The 19,271-nt window shown below is 31.1% G+C and carries 19 protein-coding genes and 1 pseudogene; 4 read left to right on the plus strand and 16 right to left on the minus strand.

Annotated elements, in window-relative coordinates; all coding sequences use genetic code 11:
• Positions 1-53: 53 nt before the first annotated feature.
• From NMK29_RS02850 to NMK29_RS02880, 7 genes are all read right to left on the minus strand, one after another.
• Positions 54-1,157: a DUF4056 domain-containing protein gene (locus tag NMK29_RS02850; protein ID WP_108803406.1), complete on the minus strand. Its 1,104-nt coding sequence runs from the start codon at positions 1,155-1,157 to the stop codon at positions 54-56.
• An 18-nt stretch (positions 1,158-1,175) separates the two neighbouring features.
• Positions 1,176-1,931: a M48 family metallopeptidase gene (locus NMK29_RS02855; RefSeq protein ID WP_108803407.1), complete on the minus strand. Its 756-nt coding sequence runs from the start codon at positions 1,929-1,931 to the stop codon at positions 1,176-1,178.
• On the minus strand, positions 1,898-3,001 hold the full coding sequence (locus tag NMK29_RS02860) for a glycosyltransferase family 2 protein (protein WP_108803408.1): 1,104 nt from the start codon (positions 2,999-3,001) through the stop codon (positions 1,898-1,900). The genes NMK29_RS02855 and NMK29_RS02860 overlap by 34 nt, the downstream gene beginning before the upstream one ends.
• The gene (locus NMK29_RS02865) at positions 2,998-3,573 is read right to left on the minus strand and encodes a 1-acyl-sn-glycerol-3-phosphate acyltransferase (RefSeq protein ID WP_254097154.1); all 576 of its coding nucleotides are present in this window, start codon (positions 3,571-3,573) and stop codon (positions 2,998-3,000) included. The genes NMK29_RS02860 and NMK29_RS02865 overlap by 4 nt, the downstream gene beginning before the upstream one ends.
• Positions 3,574-3,614: 41 nt before the next feature.
• On the minus strand, positions 3,615-4,274 hold the full coding sequence (locus tag NMK29_RS02870) for a carotenoid biosynthesis protein (RefSeq protein WP_108803410.1): 660 nt from the start codon (positions 4,272-4,274) through the stop codon (positions 3,615-3,617).
• Positions 4,275-4,402: 128 nt separating this feature from the next.
• Positions 4,403-5,101: a lycopene cyclase domain-containing protein gene (locus NMK29_RS02875; protein WP_108803411.1), complete on the minus strand. Its 699-nt coding sequence runs from the start codon at positions 5,099-5,101 to the stop codon at positions 4,403-4,405.
• 25 nt (positions 5,102-5,126) lie between these two features.
• Positions 5,127-5,963 (minus strand): phytoene/squalene synthase family protein, encoded by an 837-nt coding sequence (locus NMK29_RS02880; protein ID WP_108803412.1) that lies wholly within the window; start codon positions 5,961-5,963, stop codon positions 5,127-5,129.
• Between the two features lie 563 nt (positions 5,964-6,526).
• On the opposite strand from NMK29_RS02880, the gene NMK29_RS02885 reads away from it, so the two are divergent.
• On the plus strand, positions 6,527-7,444 hold the full coding sequence (locus tag NMK29_RS02885; RefSeq protein WP_108803413.1) for a hypothetical protein: 918 nt from the start codon (positions 6,527-6,529) through the stop codon (positions 7,442-7,444).
• Positions 7,441-8,121 carry an ATP-binding cassette domain-containing protein gene (locus tag NMK29_RS02890; protein ID WP_108803414.1) on the plus strand — a complete coding sequence of 227 codons (681 nt, stop codon included), beginning with the start codon at positions 7,441-7,443 and terminating at the stop codon, positions 8,119-8,121. The genes NMK29_RS02885 and NMK29_RS02890 overlap by 4 nt, the downstream gene beginning before the upstream one ends.
• Positions 8,122-8,123: 2 nt before the next feature.
• Here NMK29_RS02890 and NMK29_RS02895 read toward each other — a convergent pair.
• Positions 8,124-9,870 (minus strand): annotated as a pseudogene (locus NMK29_RS02895) (M14 family metallopeptidase).
• Between the two features lie 151 nt (positions 9,871-10,021).
• Between NMK29_RS02895 and NMK29_RS02900 the strand changes: the two are divergent.
• Positions 10,022-11,620 carry a SulP family inorganic anion transporter gene (locus NMK29_RS02900; RefSeq protein ID WP_108803416.1) on the plus strand — a complete coding sequence of 533 codons (1,599 nt, stop codon included), beginning with the start codon at positions 10,022-10,024 and terminating at the stop codon, positions 11,618-11,620.
• A gap of 11 nt (positions 11,621-11,631) precedes the next feature.
• On the opposite strand, the gene NMK29_RS02905 is transcribed toward NMK29_RS02900, so the two are convergent.
• The 8 genes from NMK29_RS02905 to NMK29_RS02940 all read right to left on the minus strand — a co-directional run bounded on the left by NMK29_RS02905 (position 11,632) and on the right by NMK29_RS02940 (position 18,580).
• The gene (locus NMK29_RS02905; protein WP_159092215.1) at positions 11,632-12,456 is read right to left on the minus strand and encodes a class I SAM-dependent methyltransferase; all 825 of its coding nucleotides are present in this window, start codon (positions 12,454-12,456) and stop codon (positions 11,632-11,634) included.
• 96 nt (positions 12,457-12,552) lie between these two features.
• Positions 12,553-12,894 carry a hypothetical protein gene (locus NMK29_RS02910; RefSeq protein WP_108803418.1) on the minus strand — a complete coding sequence of 114 codons (342 nt, stop codon included), beginning with the start codon at positions 12,892-12,894 and terminating at the stop codon, positions 12,553-12,555.
• A gap of 343 nt (positions 12,895-13,237) precedes the next feature.
• Positions 13,238-14,431, minus strand: coding sequence for a DUF1501 domain-containing protein (locus NMK29_RS02915; RefSeq protein ID WP_108803419.1), 1,194 nt, complete (start codon positions 14,429-14,431; stop codon positions 13,238-13,240).
• A 10-nt stretch (positions 14,432-14,441) separates the two neighbouring features.
• Complete coding sequence (locus NMK29_RS02920; RefSeq protein ID WP_108803420.1) at positions 14,442-15,836, minus strand: DUF1800 family protein; 1,395 nt, start codon at positions 15,834-15,836, stop codon at positions 14,442-14,444.
• 55 nt (positions 15,837-15,891) lie between these two features.
• Positions 15,892-16,284: a VOC family protein gene (locus NMK29_RS02925; protein ID WP_108803421.1), complete on the minus strand. Its 393-nt coding sequence runs from the start codon at positions 16,282-16,284 to the stop codon at positions 15,892-15,894.
• Positions 16,284-17,024 carry a hypothetical protein gene (locus NMK29_RS02930; protein ID WP_234424265.1) on the minus strand — a complete coding sequence of 247 codons (741 nt, stop codon included), beginning with the start codon at positions 17,022-17,024 and terminating at the stop codon, positions 16,284-16,286. Before NMK29_RS02930 ends, NMK29_RS02925 begins: the two co-directional genes overlap by 1 nt.
• 29 nt (positions 17,025-17,053) lie before the next feature.
• Positions 17,054-17,515 (minus strand): pantetheine-phosphate adenylyltransferase, encoded by a 462-nt coding sequence (gene coaD / locus NMK29_RS02935; RefSeq protein ID WP_027392368.1) that lies wholly within the window; start codon positions 17,513-17,515, stop codon positions 17,054-17,056.
• Between the two features lie 84 nt (positions 17,516-17,599).
• A complete protein-coding gene (locus tag NMK29_RS02940) occupies positions 17,600-18,580 on the minus strand; it encodes a D-alanine--D-alanine ligase (RefSeq protein ID WP_108803422.1) in 981 nt (326 codons plus the stop codon).
• 94 nt (positions 18,581-18,674) lie between these two features.
• Here NMK29_RS02940 and NMK29_RS02945 point away from each other — a divergent pair, with 94 nt between their 5' ends.
• Positions 18,675-19,253: a PASTA domain-containing protein gene (locus NMK29_RS02945; protein ID WP_108803423.1), complete on the plus strand. Its 579-nt coding sequence runs from the start codon at positions 18,675-18,677 to the stop codon at positions 19,251-19,253.
• The last annotated feature ends 18 nt before the right edge of the window (positions 19,254-19,271 follow it).

Raw genomic sequence — 19,271 nt, forward strand, 5'->3', positions numbered from 1 at the left:
TCTGTGTGTTATATGTTTTCTTATAGAAAGTCATAGCTAATTTGAGGAGATTATTATTTCTGAAGACTTCCTTCTTTTTCTGTCAATATATTTTGTTCCATGACTTGTATCTCGTTACTGATTCTATCTAATAGTACGCTAAAATCATTTTGATTTATTAGGTTGTTTTCTCTATTGGGAAAAATCTCTTCTACAGGAAATCTGTAATTAAGATCAATAGTAAATTGGTAAAAATTAGTAAGAGGTTCACCTTTAGTGTTTAATAGAGGTACGTTTAAGATAATTGCATCATTACTGTCACTATTTTGATTGGGAATGATCCAAGGACGACTGGAATGCAGGATATCAGGGTCACGTTTTAATGTAATTTTGGAACTAGGTATTCGCTTTTTACTAGTATACCATTTATTGTGGATAGCATCATATGCGTCATAAGTTTCTTTTGCTGTTTTAACAACTCCTAAACTGTCCAATGTGGTTCCAATATTCAATGTTGCTGCCTTATTAAAAGGTAGTTTTGAATGTAAAGTTTTCATTCCTATATGTATTCCAAGCAAGTTTGAATATACATCTTCAACTGAAAAGCTTGAAAATTTTTCTGGTATGAAAGGGATAGTTGATGCTCCAAACCAAGTAGAAATCTCATGCCAAAGAGAAAGATCATATGTTATCTTTCCTGCCAATAAAATAGAATCATCGGTGCTTAGATCTTCGGGTATATTTAAATATAAAGTTTTACGACCAGCTTCGTTTCGTAAAGGTATGGTTACTTTTCCTTTTCCTTTATTGTGTGCGATAGTAGTGTATAAATAACGAGTCCAATCTATTTGATCTCGTAAGTGGCCGATGTCTATAAAACCACCTTTATTAGTATAGATAGTTCCGGTGCCTTCATCTTTATTACCCATATAATGATGTTCGTTTAGATCATCAATACTAATAACCTGATCGATCGAAACAAATGGGATTCCCCATATTTTTAAATCATATCCAAAAGCACAACAAGCCCTTATAATTCTAGGAGGAGTTTTGCTTAGATCAATAGTGTCATCAACTGGTATGCTTTGAGCATTGATATTTATAGAGGTAATAAAAACACTTAAAAGTGTAAAGAGTTTTATATATTGTAATATCGTTCTACTAATAATAAATTTCATGAAGTTGGATGATAAATATTATAAATTATTACGTTTTATCATATCAGGATAGAGTTCATCTTCAACCCACATGAAGTTTGGGAATATTCGCATTATTTTCTCATAGCATAATTTGGCTAACTGTATTTGGTCCGTAGCTTCATAAGCCTGTCCTAGAGCCGTCATTGTGTTTATGTACATCCAATTATTCACAACTAATCCTTGTTTTTCAAAGCTTTTAACTGCCTTAATGTAGTATTTAATTGCTTCTCCTTTATCTCCACCAAAAGCAGATGGGCGATAATACATAGAGTTTCCTTTTTCGATATTTCCCTGAATATTTTCTGAGTCTATTTCAATAGATTTATCTATGTATCTCATACTTTTTCTACCTAAGTAAATAGCCTTTAGATTAGAGATGCCAATGGTAAATGCAATATAAGCTCCTTTGTAGGCTAACAAGGTTGCGTTTTCTGGTGATTCCTCTAGTAACCTGTCTATAATTTTTTCTGATTTATCAATATATTCTTCTGCTGTATCATCTTTTTCGGCCCCAATTAACCAAGCTGTATAGCCATAGTAATAACTGATAAGTTCTAATTGTTCTTGGAAATTATTGGGATTAGCATTTTTTTCGCAAGAATGCATTAATTCATACCATTTATCCATTTTACCTCTTGAATAAGCTTTGTAAATTGGATCACGATAAGGACTTTGAGAAAAGCCTAATTGCATTGAAAACAGTATAGTTATGATCGAAATTATAGATCTTGTAATATATTTCTGTCTTTCCATATTAGTTTTTTCTGTTTGTTATTGATGAGGCCCTTAATTATTATTAAAAGAAATATAATATGTTGCGGTAGGACTAATAGTAGGTTTTGAACAATTGCTTGTTGGCTTGCTAGCATAACAAAAAATCGAATGGATACAATACCAACAAGATAGGCAATTAACCACCATAAACCCATGTATAGATATACTACGAATGGTGCAATGGTTGTTAGTATTCCAAAAGTGATAGTTACTAAAATACTGTTACCAAAGAATTGGAATATGTTTTTGATAAATCCTTCAATAGCTTCATCTAATCCAACATACATTCTGCAAGAAATATCATTATCTCCTAAGCGTGTGTCGCTAGCTAGCTTTTTTTGTTTAAATAGTCTAATAATAGCTATATCTTCTACTTTGTTAGACTTATATCTTTCGTGAGGCCATATTTCTTTGTATGTAGCAGCTTTAAACATCATAAATTGACCATTAGCTGCTGAAAAAATTTTATTTTTTGATTTTCTTATTAGGTATATTGGTAGGATGCTTAATAAAACCCAATTCATTAAAGGTACCGAAACTTTTTCTCCAATAGACTTAACTATTTGTTTTGGAAATACAGATAATAAGTGTAGATCGTGTTGTTGAAGATAGCTAATACTTCGTTTAATTACACCCTTTTTTACGCTTACATCTGCGTCTAAAAAAAGTAATATGTTACCAGTAGCAGCATTTGCTAGTTGATGGCAAGCATGATTTTTACCTAACCAACCTTTTGGAAGCGCATCTCCATTTAATAATTTAATGTTAGGTTTGAGGGCTGCCCAGTGTTTAATAATACTCTCCGTTTTATCCGTCGAGTGATCATTATAGACAATGATTTCTAAATCATTATATTGAAATGTTGATAGTTGTTCTAATAGGGTCCCTATGTTTTCTTCTTCATTACGAGCTGGTACTAAAATAGAAACAGATGGTACAGAAGTTAATGAAGTTGTTTTTGGTAAATACGCAAACGAAAGGTAATTAACAAATGATACCAGTAATCTGATAATAAGTAAGATTATTAAAAAATAACAGAAATAGATCATTTCATACCTTGTTTTGTAAAACACACTTTTGCAAAACGATTAAACTCTCGTTCTACATCTTCGGCATTTGTAGTTGTAGTTATAGTTTGTGTTTCATAATAGACATTTAAATCGGGTCTGAGCTTAGTGCCATAATTAATTAGGTTTACATTATATACTAATTGGAAATTATTTTTAGCATTTGCTAAAATATGAGAAAGTAACCCTTTTTCAAAAGTAAATTCTTTTGTGTAGATACTTTGAATTCTCCCTTGCGGAAAAAATAAAAATAAATTTTCTTTGTCTTCTAACATTTCGATTGCATAATCAAGACTAGCGATACTAGACCTTTTTCCCTTATTGATTGAACTAGCACCAATTTTAGTCAGCATCATGTTTTTTTTCAGTTCTTTTTCAAGCATCATAAAGTTAAATCTTCGTTTGAAGATTTTTAGATTTAGTAAAATTTGAATAAAACCATCATAAAAAGAGAAATGATTACTGATCATTAGAATAGGAAGGCCTTTTTCTTCATATTCGCCTTTATATTTAATACTGCTAAAGAAAAATCCTATTAGTATTTTGGTATACAAATAAGAAAATTTCACCCAGTATTTATTATGATTAGCTCGTATCATTTCTGTATATAAATATGGTGAATAACTAAAATTATAAAAAAGCTAAACTGGATAAAAAATAACCAACGTGCAGGGCGATTGTTTGTTTTTATTTTAAACTTCTGGATTACCCAATTAAATAATAAAGCCAATATAAACCAAGCTATATAATTATTTATAGGAGGTTCGTTGTTAGAAAACATCCACATATCTATCAACGGAGCTGCTTTTTCTAATAGGATATCATATAATACCATTAACACTCCAGCACCCACAATGATAAAACTATTGTTTGATGTATATTTAGATATTATTCCATTGGATGCATACGTTAAGAAAACCCAATTAAGACCAATAATAACAGGTACGTCTACTATTTTAACACCAAGTCCTTGACCATAAGTGTAAACTCCAAAAAGCTTACCAGTTGCTACACCAATAATTTCGATTAGTATACTTGATATAAATATACTAGCTAAAACTATGGTCGTTTTTAAATTCCATTCTTTATGATGAGAAAAGACTGCTGCAGAAACAAGTACTAATGTGTATGGTGTTATTAGTATAAATAAATCATGAGTACTAGGTGAGAAATACAAAACTAACCCTACGCAGTAAAAAACTATAAAAGTTATTGGAAGTCCCTCATTAATAATGTATTTAATTATCCGATTCATCTATCATGAGAGTGTTTTATTAGCAATAATTTTAGTGCTTGCTAAACAGATTGATATTTCATTAAATGAACAAATATGCTCATCAAATAAATACAAGCCATGAATTCTGAAATCCTTCAATGCAATTTTCATACCTTTTTGTTTTTTTTAGCTCTCATTTCAAAAATATGAGTAAGCATTAAGGGTGATAAAAGCAATGAAAAATTATAAAACATATCTTCGAGCGGAATTGAAAGAACATGAATTCCTAGTATTACTTCTGGATTATAGTCAAAAACGGCTTGCTCAATTCCTGTTCCAGTTAGTATTCCATTAATAATGAAAAATGGAATAAGTAAAATCGGGTATATAGCTAAATAATATTGTACTACTTCTCTTGTGAAATAATAACCCAATAGGAGTATTACTGGTAAAACAAGAAAATTAACAAAAGTGTACGTGAGATCGTAGTTTAATAATGAGGTTGTAAGGGACGCTATTGCAATAAGAATGGTTAAAATTTTAGTCCATTTCTCATTTACTTTGAATTTAGGGAAATGAAACTTAACCGCATAAAAAGAGAATGCGCAAGCATACGGAATTGCAATAAAAAATAGGTACTCTTCTAAAGGAAGTTTTTTTATGTAAATCCCAGAATTATAGATTGGATTAAAAAACCAACATCCAATATGAGTAAAAATGATATCCCAAGCAACAAAAACAACCATAGTTATTAGGATTGCAGGAATTAGATATTTCCAACGCTTATATAGTTTCAGATTTTTCTCGAAACTCAAAGCCAGAGGTCCAGCAAGTGATATAATAAGTATAATTAGGTAAAGAGACATAGTTCGTAAAGTTTAGTATTGTGTTCTATGCCAGTTTAAGTTTGTTGCTGATGTAAATAGACGCTAATGTCCATATTTTAGATCTATTTGGTATACGAACTCGTTCGTTCAATAATTTCTCAACAGGTGTATACTCTATTTTGGTGGTAAGCTTAGTATAATAAAGGTACGCAGCATAAACACCGTTTTTTGAGTTGTCCGGAAGTTCTTTGATCCCTTCTAGAGCAACTTTGAAATCTTCATTGATATACTCAATAATTTTTTTCTTGATATTTTCAGTTAGTTCATTATCCCTTAAGATAGGGAAGTAGATACGATGTAACTGATTGATATCATCGTTTATGTCACGCAAGAAATTTACTTTCTGAAAAGCAGAACCTAAACGCATTGCGGCTGGTTTTAAGGCTTGATAACGTTCTTCATCACCATTGACAAAGACTTTAAGACACATTAACCCTACTACATCTGCGGATCCATATATGTATTCTTTAATCTCATTATCATCAAACTCTTTCTTTGATAAATCACTGCGCATGCTTTTTAAAAAGGCCTGAATTAACTCATCATCAATGTTGTATTTGCGAACAGTTATTTGAAATGAGTTTAGTATTGGATTAAGACTTATACCTTGATCATAAGCACGGTAATAGTCTTTTTCAAAATTTGAAAATAAAGTGGTCTTATCGTAATCGTGAAATGTATCGACAATTTCATCGGCAAAACGCACAAATCCATAAATACTAAATATGCTATCTCTTATTGATTTATCAAACAGTTTGATACCCATAGAGAATGAAGTACTATAATTTTGTGTAACTATCTTACTGCACTTAAATGATACATCATCAAATAATCCCTTCATTTACCGTTTTTTAAATTTTTTTAATGCAATTTTGCATTAGTAGAGTATGATTATTCCTCTTTACTTTAATCTATTTTTTTGCTTGATAGCAATCAGTTCAATAGATTGTTTAAGCATTAAAACTATTTAATTCTTAATTGTTGTTTCCTAGTGTTTTGATAAGTTAATATCATTTGCAAAAGTAATCATCTTTTTCAAACTACCCCACTTTTTAAATTTGCAATCAAACTATTCAGTAAACCTTCTATAGAACAGTTTCATTATAGTTAAGGTTTAATAATAAAATATTATAAATACTTGTGATAATTCAATATGTATATGAAAATAGTGCTAAATATTATGATAAAAGTTTATTGATTAATTATACGAGGCTATATTGTGTTAAATGAGTTTCCTGTTACTTATGATTGTGTTTTTTAAGTTGCTAGGTTTTTTTTAATAACTTAAAACAATTTATAATCTTTCAGAAATGCTTTTTTTTGAAGTAAGATGATTAGAAACATTGTAACTTTTGTAAGTAAGATATGTCCAATGGTATATATTCATTTTTTAATAAGTAATCTTTGAAGTTTTATTATCTATTACAGTGTAAACGTCTTTACCGTTCTTTTAAAGATTTTGGGACTGAACCTATTATAGGGTATCCTATTATTATTGTACTGTTTTATTGGTTGTCAATATTTTTTTTTAACAAAGTACCTTATGCATCTTATTTTTATATAGCATTGAGTGTTGCTTTTGTTTATACTTTTAGTAGTTCAGGACATAGTGGTTTTTTAAAACAACATTTTTCAAGTTTTAATCTTAGAAAAATCAAATTACTCAATAGTTTGCTAGGAGCATTACCGTTTGCAATATTTTTGTTGTATAAAGCATGCTATGTGGAAGTAGTTTTTATCGTTTTGTTGACTTTGTTAGTTTCGTTATTTAAGAAAAGAAATAAAGTGTCCTTAGTAATACCAACTCCATTTAATAAAAAACCTTTTGAGTTTATAATAGGATTTCGAAAAACTTTTTGGTTGTTTTTATTGATATATGGTTTGGTATTTATAGCCATTGTTAAAGCTAATTTTAACTTAGGTTTATTTGCTATCGTAGCTGTGTTTTTGACCTGTTCCGGTTACTATATGAAGCAGGATCCAGAGTTTTATATATGGATATATGCAATGAATTCTAAAGAGTTTTTAATGCGTAAAGTGCTAATCGCAATCAAATATAGTTCTCTGCTAACTATTCCGATGTTTGTGTTTTTATCTGTTTTTTATTTGAACCAGATATACATAGCAGTACTTTTCTTAATGTTGGGTTGGATGTATTTGATAATGTTTGTGTTTATGAAATATGCTTTTCGGAGTCAAGGATTAGAGATTATGCAAGGAGTGATTGGTGTATTGTGTATTTTATTTCCTCCATTAATGATAATAACACTACCTTATTTTTATAATAAAGCTTTGAGTAACTTAAATCTTTTGCTGAAATGATATCAATAAAATCTTTAGATAAGTATTACGGTAATAACCATGTGTTGAATGATGTTAATCTAACATTTAATCCTGGCGAAGTTCATGGTATAGTAGGAGAAAATGGAGCTGGAAAAACTACTTTGTTTAGGTCTATTTCTGGGATGGAAAGTTTTAGTGGAGCTATCGACTATGATGCCGGCAATATTAAGAATGTAATGGGTTTTTTGCCTACAGATCCTTTTTTTCTTTCTAAAATTACAGGAAAAGAGTATTTGCAATTATTATGTAATGCTAGGGATATTAAAATTAATGATTTTAACGAGAAAAATATTTTTGATTTACCCTTGCAACAATACGCAGAAAGGTATTCTACAGGAATGAAGAAAAAGTTAGCGTTAACGGGTATATTGTTGCAGAATAACGACGTCTTTATTTTAGATGAACCTTTTAATGGGGTAGATATATATAGCAATACCGTTATTAATGAGATTCTTATTAAGTTAAAACAACTTAATAAAATAGTAATATTATCATCTCATATTTTCTCAACACTTTATGAAACCTGCGATTATTTACATTATTTAAAAAATGGCAGTATTGTAAAAAGCGTAGATAAAACTCAATTCGAAAGTATTGAAAAAGAGATGCAAGCATCAGGAATTAAGGTTAAAATAGACAAACTAAATCTGACATAAAGTTATTTTAGGGTTCTATAAATAGGATAGCGCATATGTGCTTTCTCGTAATTATCAGACTGTTTATGAATCCAATCTAATTGTGCATACCAGTTTTTAGCAAAGACAGTGTCATTTTTCTTGTCTTCAAACCTTTGTTTAAGATTACTGTCATTTTTCAATAATTCTAGTGCTTTATCTTCCCAAACATAGGGAGAAAACCCTTCTTTTTGCTGTAAAATGGTATCAAAGAAGTTCCAGTTGAAAAAAGAGTCTGGGGCTTCTGGTTCTAATGTTTCTAGTAAATACCTAAAACCTTTTTGATCTGTTGGGATTATATAATCTCCTTTTCGAAAAGTGATTGTTTCTGTACTTTTTTTAACTTCAGTGTCATAATGAAGATAATGTCCTTCATATGGCGTTTTTTCGACTTTTATAATCTTTTATGTGGTATACTTCTACAGAGATTGTTGTGTCTTTTTGTGCAGTTTTGTATGATATTTTGTTAAGATTTAATTTATCAATTACATTCCACCAACCTTTGGGTATTATATAAGATGTAGGAATAGTAATTTCGGAAGTCGGAGAGAAATAGTTTTGGTATCTAACCTTTTCGGTAAAAGGTTTATTTTGATCATATTTTAATCGTTTCGAACCTGTAACTTCGCTATTTATATAAGATCCTTCGTACCCTTTAAAATCAAAATAGGTAGCTTTAGTAGTGTCTACTTTCCAATTTAAAGGGTATGTTTTTTGTTTTGGTAAATCGGTAAAAGCTTTTTGCCTAAGATCTTTTATTTTTTCACCATCTTTCTCGGTGATATCAATCATAGATTTCATTAATTCATATGTTCCTAGTACCCTTGGTTTATATGGTTTTAGCATATGAGTTTCTACCATCATTCCTAAGGTATTCCATAGTGTTGTGTATCCTGTTGAGTATCTAGGAGAATCCATGAATTGAGTCCATCCTTTATCTGGTGTAGTCCCCCAAACGTTTACATAAGGTGTTATGTCCCAGTTTTTGTTTGATAACGATTTTTCTAACTGTGGATGCATTTGGTTGTGTAAATAATCACCAAGATTTCCATTTAATTTATTATGTTGAGTAAATAGGTGTGTTAGCGTGTACTGGTAGTCGGCACCATTACTAACGTGATTATCAATAAAAACATCTGGTTGAGTTAAATGAAAAACCTCTGCAAACGTCTGTGCATTTTTTGTGTCATTTTTTATAAAATCTCGATTTAGGTCATAATTCCTAGAGTTTCCTCTAAAACCATATGCTTTAGGACCATTTTGATTAGTTCGAGTTCCAGAATTTCGATTTAACGCACCTCCAATATTGTAGACCGGAATTGTAACTAAAACAGTATGTTCTGGTGTTTTGATAGTTCCTTTAGCAATATCCCTAAAAAGAAGCATCGTTGCATCGATACCATCGCTTTCTCCAGGATGAATTCCATTGTTGATCAATAAAATACGTTTGTTTTGTCTTATTTTTTCGAAATCAAATACTTGATCTGGATTAAGAGTTACTATAAGAAGTGGGTGACCGCTATCTGTACTTCCCATTTCCTGGATATCGATTTCTGGGTATACTTTGGATAAATTTTGATAATAGGTAATAACTTCTGGATATGTTGGGGTTTCTGTACCATTACTTTTTTCAAAAATAGTGGTAAAATCAAAGTTTTCGGCAGTATCTTTTTTAGTAGAGTTACAAGATATAATTGACAGTAGGCTGATAATGAGAGTAATGGTTCGCATGAGCAATATGAGTTAGGCATAAATATACTAAGTTTTATATTTTTAAGATCTTCTATAACGTTTTAGTTTTGTTCTGGTAATAGATAGGTTATGATTTTACTTGTCAGGACATAAAATAACTGTATTTTTGCAGCCTCAAAATAGACTGATTATGACTGAGTTTGTAAGAAAAAGAGTAGCAAATGCCAAAAATGATATTCTATCTGGTTTAACAGTGGCATTAGCCTTAGTTCCTGAAGCTGTTGCCTTTGCGTTTGTGGCTGGGGTAGATCCTTTAGTAGGGTTGTATGCGGCATTTATGATTGGGTTAATTACTTCTATTTTTGGAGGGCGTCCCGGAATGATTTCTGGTGCTACTGGAGCACTTGCTGTAGTTATGGTTAGCCTTGTGGCAGAAGGAAATGCAATGGGAGCAGAGGGCGAACAATTAGGATTGTATTATCTTTTTGCTACAGTTATCTTAATGGGTATTATCCAAATGCTAGCTGGTGTTTTTAAACTTGGTAAGTTTGTACGTTTAATACCGCATCCGGTGATGATGGGATTTGTTAATGGATTAGCAATTGTAATTTTTCTTTCTCAGTTAGGGATGTTTAAGGAGTATGTGCAAGGAGAAAAAGCTTGGATGCAAGGATCAGGATTGTTTTTAATGCTAGGATTAGTTGCTTTAACAATGTTAATTATGTGGGGACTTCCTAAAATAAAAGCTGCTGCTAAATTTCCTGAAGCTTTAATAGCTATTTTGATAGTTTCGGCTATTGTAATCTTGGGTAAATTGGATGTTGCTACAGTGGGTAGTTTTATTAAAGATGGAGGAGGAGAAGGTCTAAAAGGAGGATTGCCACAATTTCAGTTTGATATTTTTAATAAGGTTCCGATGACCTGGGAAACATTTAAGTTTATAGGACCATATGCATTGATTTTGGCTGCGATTGGGTTGATAGAATCACTAATGACACTTAATCTTATTGATGAACTTACAGAAACTAGAGGAAATTCTAACAGAGAATGTCTTGCGCAAGGTGGTGCAAATATAGTTACAGGTCTTTTTGGAGGAATGGGTGGTTGTGCTATGATTGGGCAATCAATTATCAATATAAAAGGTGGTGGACGTACACGTTTATCAGGTATTGTTGCGGCCGTAACGCTCTTAATGTTTATACTGTTTGCATCTGGATTAATTGAGCAAGTTCCTATTGCGGCGCTTGTAGGTGTAATGTTTATGGTCGTGATTGGTACATTTGCTTGGTCTAGTTTTAGAATACTAAATAAAATTCCTTTAACAGATGCAATTGTATTGATCTCAGTTTCTTCATTGACTGTGTTTTTTGATTTAGCAGTTGCCGTTATTGCAGGAGTAATTATGTCTGCATTGGCATTTGCTTGGGAAAATGCGAAAAAAATTAGAGCAAGAAAGCACATTAAAGAAGATGGGACTAAAGTTTATGAAATATGGGGGCCATTATTCTTTGGAAGTATTCAGGCTTTTAATTCTAAGTTTGATGTGGCAAATGATCCAGAAAATGTAGAAATTGATTTTATCGAATCTAGAGTTAGTGATCATTCAGCATTAGAGGCTATTTTTAACTTAGTAGGTAAGTATGAAGAAGCAGGTAAAACAGTGCGTGTAAAACATTTGAGTGAAGAGTGTCAGGCTTTGATGATTAAAGCTTCTCCAAGATTAGCAAATGTTATAGAACATGATATTGATGATCCAAGATATCATGTGATGGCAAAGGTGATGAAATAAAGTTTATATACTTAATCCGTTCTTTCTAAAAGATACATATGTTCATTGAGTATATCATTTGCGCTAGCTAATTGAGATTCTGGATCATACTGTTTGGATAATTGAAACTCATCAATATGCTCCTTTAAGACATATCCATCGACATTTTCATAATATGAATTTGGAATAGTCTGATGAGCAAATGCATCATTTGTATCATTATGAGAATCAAAATAATTCAATAACCTTTTATAGACCTCTAGTTTTTCAATTTCAGGAATATATGATACACTCCCTATATGGTCACCTTGTTTTTGTAATCCTTTAAATACGGTAAAGAGTTTTTGTGTAATAGTTTTATTCAGAAAAAATAATACACCTTCGAGTACTATAAAAGTAGGTGCTTTTGCAATCATTTTTTTTAATGAATTAATCATCTTTTCTTCAGAATCCAGATTAAAATCAAGACTTAGATATTGAACATCACGTTTTGGTAATTTACCTTCTTGAGTCCATAAATCTATTTTGCTCTTTTTGTATTCAATAATATCCGCTTTGTCGATTTCAATGGTTGATACATGATCATTCAGTAAGAATTGATACATACTAAAACCTGCTCCGAAATTGATCAATGTTCCTCCATTGTTTTGGTTAAAAAACGATTTCAATCTCTCATAAAAATATCTATTCCTGATACTGTGTAAGATAGATTCTTCTTTAGATATCGCATTAGTAATTGATGGTATAAGAGCTTCTGTTTTTGGGTTGTTCCATAATTTTGCATAAATATCTTTGCTAATATTCTCGTGATAAGAGCGATATGTAGATACTATAAAGGCGGTTTCGTGGATTTGCATATATAAATTTAACGTTTTTAAACGTAAAAAAATAAAAACACCACTAATATCAAGCAAGAAAATAGTGGTGTCGTAGTGTATATATATTCAAAAAAATTATGGCAATAATCCAGTAATCTGTGTGCTGTCGGTAATTGTAGTGTCCTTATCTTTCAAGTTGTTATTAGCTAAACGAGTAGTTTTTTCGCTATCATTAATAAAACCGTTTTTAATCATTAAAGCCTTGTAGAAATCAGTTTTGGTTTCTACCCTTGTAGTTTCTACTTTCTTAATTTTAATATCAAAATTATTTACAGCAATTAAAGTCTGATAAAAATCAACTTTAGTATTCTTTACATTATTAGATTCAGTTTTTGTTGGTTCTATAGAAGTAGTCTCTTGAGCACTAATTGTAGTAAGAGAAAACAAAACAAAAATGGAAAGAATTATAGTTTTCATATTTTTTGGGGCTTAATGAATTTACTACTTGATTTGTATCAAATTTACAATCAAATAGTTATGGAATAAAATGTTTTGACATGTTTTAGATGAAGGGTTATTTTGTATCGACAAACAACACATATTTTACGGTTTTACCGTAAAATATGTGTTACGTTTTTTGTTGTTTTTCATTGTTTCGAGTTTTATTAAAGTATAAATAACATTGATTTTTAGTGAGTTTTGCCTTGTTTTTATTAAAAGTGTTTAAATAGGTATTTAGTCGAAGTTTTTTATTTTGTAATCAACTACCTACATGGTTTGTAAAACTAAAAATTGATATTGAATATAGGGGCAGACTTTATTATATAAAAGTAAGTTTATTAAAATGATTACTCAGAATTTGTTGATCATCTACTTCTAACCAATTATTTAAAATTGTGGCATAAATACTTCTAAAATCTATCGTATACTTGATATCTCCATTAGTATCAAGATTTGATAAATTAGATAATTCATTATAGATACCTACTTTTTTTAATGAACCTCCTATAGCTATTACATTATTGGCAGCTCCATGATCGGTTCCATGACTTCCATTTTGTTTTACTCTTCTACCAAATTCTGAAAATGTTAATATTAGCGTATCTTTAAATCGATCATTCTTTTTAAGATCTTTTACTAAAGCTCCAATTGCTTTAGAATATACATTAAGTAAACGGTCTTGACTATTTACTTGGTTTACATGGCTATCAAAACCACCTAGAGAACTATAATAAACCCGTGTTTTTAATCCAGATACTATAAAATCAGCAATCGTTTTTAGGTTTCTCCCAAATGTTGATTGAGGATATTCTATATTGGTTTTATAGATTTTGGAAGTATTGTAAATGTATGCGGCGGATGAATGAGTCTCTAGCATTGTTTTGTATAGATACCCTTGATTATCCTCATCTAGCATTTCTTCATTAGTATTCTTCGCTAGATTATAAAAAAAAGGCTCTCTTGTTGTTCGATGTAATTGGTTAGGGTCAGAAACAGCAATACCATTTAAATCTTTTCCTTTCATAGCAAGTGATAGTGAACTATCTACTTCTATTGCTTGATACGGATGCTGGCAATTAGCATCGAGATATCTGCCTACCCAACCAGAAGATAAATACTGGTTAGTATCACTAGCTGTTTGCCAGATGTCCGTACTTCTGAAATGAGATCTATTAGGGTTAGGGTATCCTACATTATTAATTATAGACACTTCTCCCAGATCATATAATTCTTTTAACTCTTTCAGGTTATTGTTAAACGCCAAATCATCAGTCATTTTTAAAGTCTCTGTAGCTTTTTTAGAAATGGTAGGTCTTAAACGATAATAAATATCATTATTAATAGGAATAACACTATTTAGACCATCATTACCGCCCGATAGTTGAATAATGATTAAGTTTTTATATCCAGATAATTGTTCTGGTGTTAAAAATTCCATCCCTTTCAGGAATGAAGGAACTAATGCTATTCCTGATGCAAAAACTGATTGTCTTAAAAAATCTCTTCTGTCCATAATTAGGGTTTTAGCAAAGTTGATATTCTGGTAAACTCATTAATTCAACTATAAAATTTTTAGTGTCTTTAGAATCTAGTTTGTTTACAACCATTTTTGCACCATTTGATAATTCTGGCTGTATTATAAAATCAATTAATTCTTCTTTATTTTCTTTTTCTAATGAAGCAAGAAAGAGCTGCCAATTAGGGGTAGCTTTAACTTTTCTTTGCATTTTTGATTTAACTTTATTATAGAATTTTTCTCGCATCATTGCTGTAGTTCCATCATCATTGTTATTCCACTCAATAACTCCATCGTTTAGGGTTACGGATGCCAGTTTTAAACGTAACATTAGGGTAGAGCTGTCTATCCAAGATTTTCCACCAGGCCATCCAGCGACATTAGGTGGTAAAAATAAAGTTTGATTTAGTTTACGTTGAAGGTATAATAGTACTTTTGGATCCTTATAAGCTATCCTAAACGGTTTACTTAGTCCGACAAGTAGCTCTACAGGTGATTTTATTTTTACTCCTATGTTTTGAGTTTCATAAAACCAATCACTTAAGAATATGGCTCTCATTAGATTTTCTAGATCATAATTGGAGTTGTAAAAGATATTTGTTAGTTCTTTTATATGAGTTGGTTCTATTTTTTCATTAACAAAGTATCGATATAGCTTTTCGACTAGGTATTTCGCTGTCTGTTTTTGTTCTAAAAGAATTTTGATAACATCTTCCCCTTTAAAATCACCAGTTTTTCCTAGAAAAGTTTTAGGTCCAAAATCATGATGTTTTTGTCTAAACACAAACGCTCCACTTTTATTAAAATTCCATCCAGTAAAAGCCCTTGCGGCTTCTTTTATATCTATTTCTGTGTATCCATTATCTTGTCCGAGTGTGAAAAGCTCCATAACTTCTCTGGCAAAATTCTCATTGGGATTATTTTTTCGATTTTGCCTATTGTTTAGAAATAATAACATGGCAGGAGACTTAGAGACTTCCATCAACATCTCTCCAAAATTTTCTAATGCATGCTTTCTTATTATATTGTTTAAATGCAATGCTGCTCTTGGTGTTTTTAATCTAACAGCAAAATGATTATGGAAAAACAATGTCATCTTTTCTCTTAAGACTTGTTTGGTTTCTACTAATTGTTTTAACCAAAGAACATTAAGTTCTAACAATTTTTTATTGCGAAGTTTTCGTAACTCTTTTCGTTCTTCTCTAGATAAATCTCGCGAATTTTTTAATAAAGCTCCAAAATCAAGGGATAGATTAGTGCTTTGTCTGCTTTCTGAAAACAGATGATTTACTATTTTGTTTTTAGAAAATTTTCTAACATTTTTTAATTCTGAAGAATCGATTCCAAAACCAATACGCCAATAGAGATGTTGTATTTGTTTATCTGTTAAAGAAGTATTCATGATCGCAGTCTTTTTAGTAAGACTGTGATTTAGGAAAAAGGTTTAAATGAGAAATTTACTTTTTGGGTTCTATAAGGTCCCACTTGTTTCCATATAAATCTTCAAAAACTACCACAGTTCCGTATATTTCTTCTCTGGGTTTTTCTAGGAAAATAACTTCTTTCGATTTCATTGTATTGTAATCTCTCCAAAAGTTATCAGTATGAAGGAAAAGAAAAACCCTCCCACCGGTTTGATTTCCAATTGCTTTTTTCTGTTCTGCAGTGGTTCCTTTTGCCAGTAAAATAGAAGGTTCCGAGTTGTTTTCTGGAGCTATGGTTACCCAACGTTTATTATCAAGTTGGATATCTTCAATTAATTGAAAACCTAGTTTTTCGGTATAAAATCGGATTGCTTCATCATACTCTCTGACTACAATACTAACGGTTCCAATTTTTCTTTTTTTCATTAGTCACAGATGATTTCACTCAATGGAGTAGTTTCGTTTGTAGCATCATTTTGTGTAATGTTTTCAGAGAATAGAGCAAATCTATCAAGTGCATGAAAAGTAGATCTAGCAGAAACTTCCATAGTGTAGGTGCCAGGTGCATCAAATTCGACAAAAATATCATGCGCATCATTATCACTTGTTGAAGATTGCCATTTCCATTGATCTGCCGGGCCGCTTTTGTATATTTTAAACCAGCCATCTTTGCTGGAACCATTTGGATTTGGTGATTGACCAGTATCTGCCGGATAAACGATACTTTCTCCTTTTTTTCCATAAAATTTGGAAGCATCTGCAAATCGCAACCACGAATCGTTATGCTCAGATCCTGATGTTCCATTGGTTATTCTAGATCTCCAGATAAATCGATAAACACCTGGATTCGAGATTTTTATTTTGTATGTAAGCAGACCGTTGCCGGGAGCGTTTAAGAACTGATTATCTTTCCATACCAAGTAATGTGTTCCTAAGAATCCCGTAGTAGTGTTTTCTTTTATCCAATCGTTATGGTCTTTAATACTTTCAAATTCGACCGCTACTAATCCGTCTTTTTCTTCATAAATGCTACTATCAGGGTTTTGACAAGTTATAGGGTCAATAGTATTATCATCAGATTCATTATCATTATCACTGCTACAAGCATAAAAAAGAATGATAACACTAAGAATAAGTAGCCTATTAGTGATAGGTGTAGTTTTCATGTAGGTATATTTTTGGGGTTTTACGAATTCTATTCTTTTTTGACAATTACGGTATCTGGTACCAAACCTGTATAATCTCCATTGTTTCTTATAACGTCTCTTACGATTGAAGAAGATATATAGCTTTTACCAGATGATGTTAATAAAAAGACAGTTTCAATTTCAGTTAGTTTTCTGTTTGTATGAGCAATGGCTTTTTCAAATTCAAAATCAGCTGGATTTCTTAATCCTCGTAGAATAAAATTAGCATCTTGCTGTTTGCAAAAATCTACTGTAAGACCTTTGTAAGTCATTACTTTGATTTTAGGTTCATCTTTAAATGCTTCTTCAATAAAATGCTTTCTTTCTTCAAGTGAAAACATATATTTTTTTTCAGCATTTACACCAATAGCTAGAATGATTTCATCAAAAAGAGTTAATCCTCTTTCTATTATATCGTAATGTCCCAAAGTTATAGGATCAAATGAACCAGGGAAAACAGCTCTTCTCATAAGTGATTTCTCAATGTTAATATAAAGATTAGGTAAAGTTACAAAGTTTAAAATTAGTATAATCTTAATTTTGAATGTACTTACTTATAATCCTTTTATTGCTTCTTCTATGGTGTTGGTTAGTAAATCTTGTAAGCTAATCCCTGCCGCAATTGCTTGTTGTGGTAAAATACTTGCTTCACTAAATCCTGGATTGGTATTCATTTCGATAAAATGGGGTTCGCCATTGTGAAAAATGTATTCACTTCTCGAAAAGCCTTTCATTTTAAGTATTTGATATACTTTTAATGCTAGATCTTTTACTTTTTTCTCATCGTTTTCATTCAATCTAGCTGGTGTAATTTCTTGTGATTTACCTAAATATTTAGCTTCATAATCAAAAAAATCATTTTCAGAGACAATCTCAGTAATAGGTAATACAGTATCTTTTCCTTTGTAGGTAATCACTCCTACAGAAACCTCTGTGCCGCTCAAGAAAGATTCAATGATAATTTCATCATCTTCTTTGTAGGCTATATCTATTGCAGAAAGTAATTCATCTTCTTTATTTACTTTAGAAACCCCATAACTACTGCCTGCTTTATTAGCTTTTACAAAACAGGGTAACCCCACTATATCAATAATAGCTTTAGGGTTTATAGTATCTCCTTTATTTAGAAAATAATTTGTAGCAGTAGGGATACCATAAGGTTTTAAAGTGCTGATACAGTCTCTTTTATTGAAGGTAAGTGCTGCCTGATAAAAATCACAAGCAGTTTGTGGAATTCCAATCAGCTCAAAATAGGCCTGTAATAATCCATCTTCTCCTGGAGTCCCATGAACAATATTAAAAGCAGCATCAAAAGTAATTTTAGACCCATTTAAGTTTAACGAAAAATCATTTCGATCTATTGATGCTTTTTCATTATTATCATTGACGTAATACCAGGAATCTTTGGTTATATGAATACGATAAGGTTCATAGATATTTTTGTCCAAATGTTTGTATACTACATTTCCACTTTTAATAGAAATGTCAAATTCACTGGAATAACCTCCCATAAGGATGGCAATATTTTTCTTCATTGAATAAGGTTTACAAACAAAAATATCATTTATCTAACAACAAAAGCTAAAAAGTTTCCGTTTTTATATCTTTGCCGAAACTATCAATTGATACATGGAATTTTTTAAAGGACTTTTGAGATTTATTTGGAGTAAGACATTTCTTATTCAACTAGTAATAGCTGTTGCTATGACGGCAATCTTATGCTTTATAGCACTAAAATGGTTGGATAGCTCTACAAACCACGATCAGCGAATAGTGGTCCCAAGCTTAAGTAAGAAGTCATTGGATGAGGTTAAAATGCTTGTGGAATCCAAAGATTTGCGATTTGAAGTTCAAGATTCAGCAAATTTCAATCCAGATTTTCCAAGATATTCAGTGATAGAACAAAATCCTCCTGCAGGAAATATGGTAAAGGAAAATAGAAAAATCTATGTTACTTTAAATCCATCGGGTTATCGAAAAATTGAAGTTCCAGATGTTATACGTAAAACTAGAAGGCAAGTAGAGCCACGATTGGTAGCTTTAGGCTTTAAGATTGGATCTATAACATTTAAACCTGATCCATCAGATCAAGTGTTAGAACTTAGATATAAAGGAAAGCGATTGAAGCCCGGAGATAAAATAATGAAAACATCAACTATTGACTTAGTAGTAGGAGATGAGAGTGGGAATTTAAGACTTCCTCAATAAAATTAAATTCTTAAATAA

The sequence above is a fragment of the Aquimarina sp. Aq107 genome, assembly GCF_943733665.1.
Classification (GTDB): Bacteria; Bacteroidota; Bacteroidia; order Flavobacteriales; family Flavobacteriaceae; genus Aquimarina.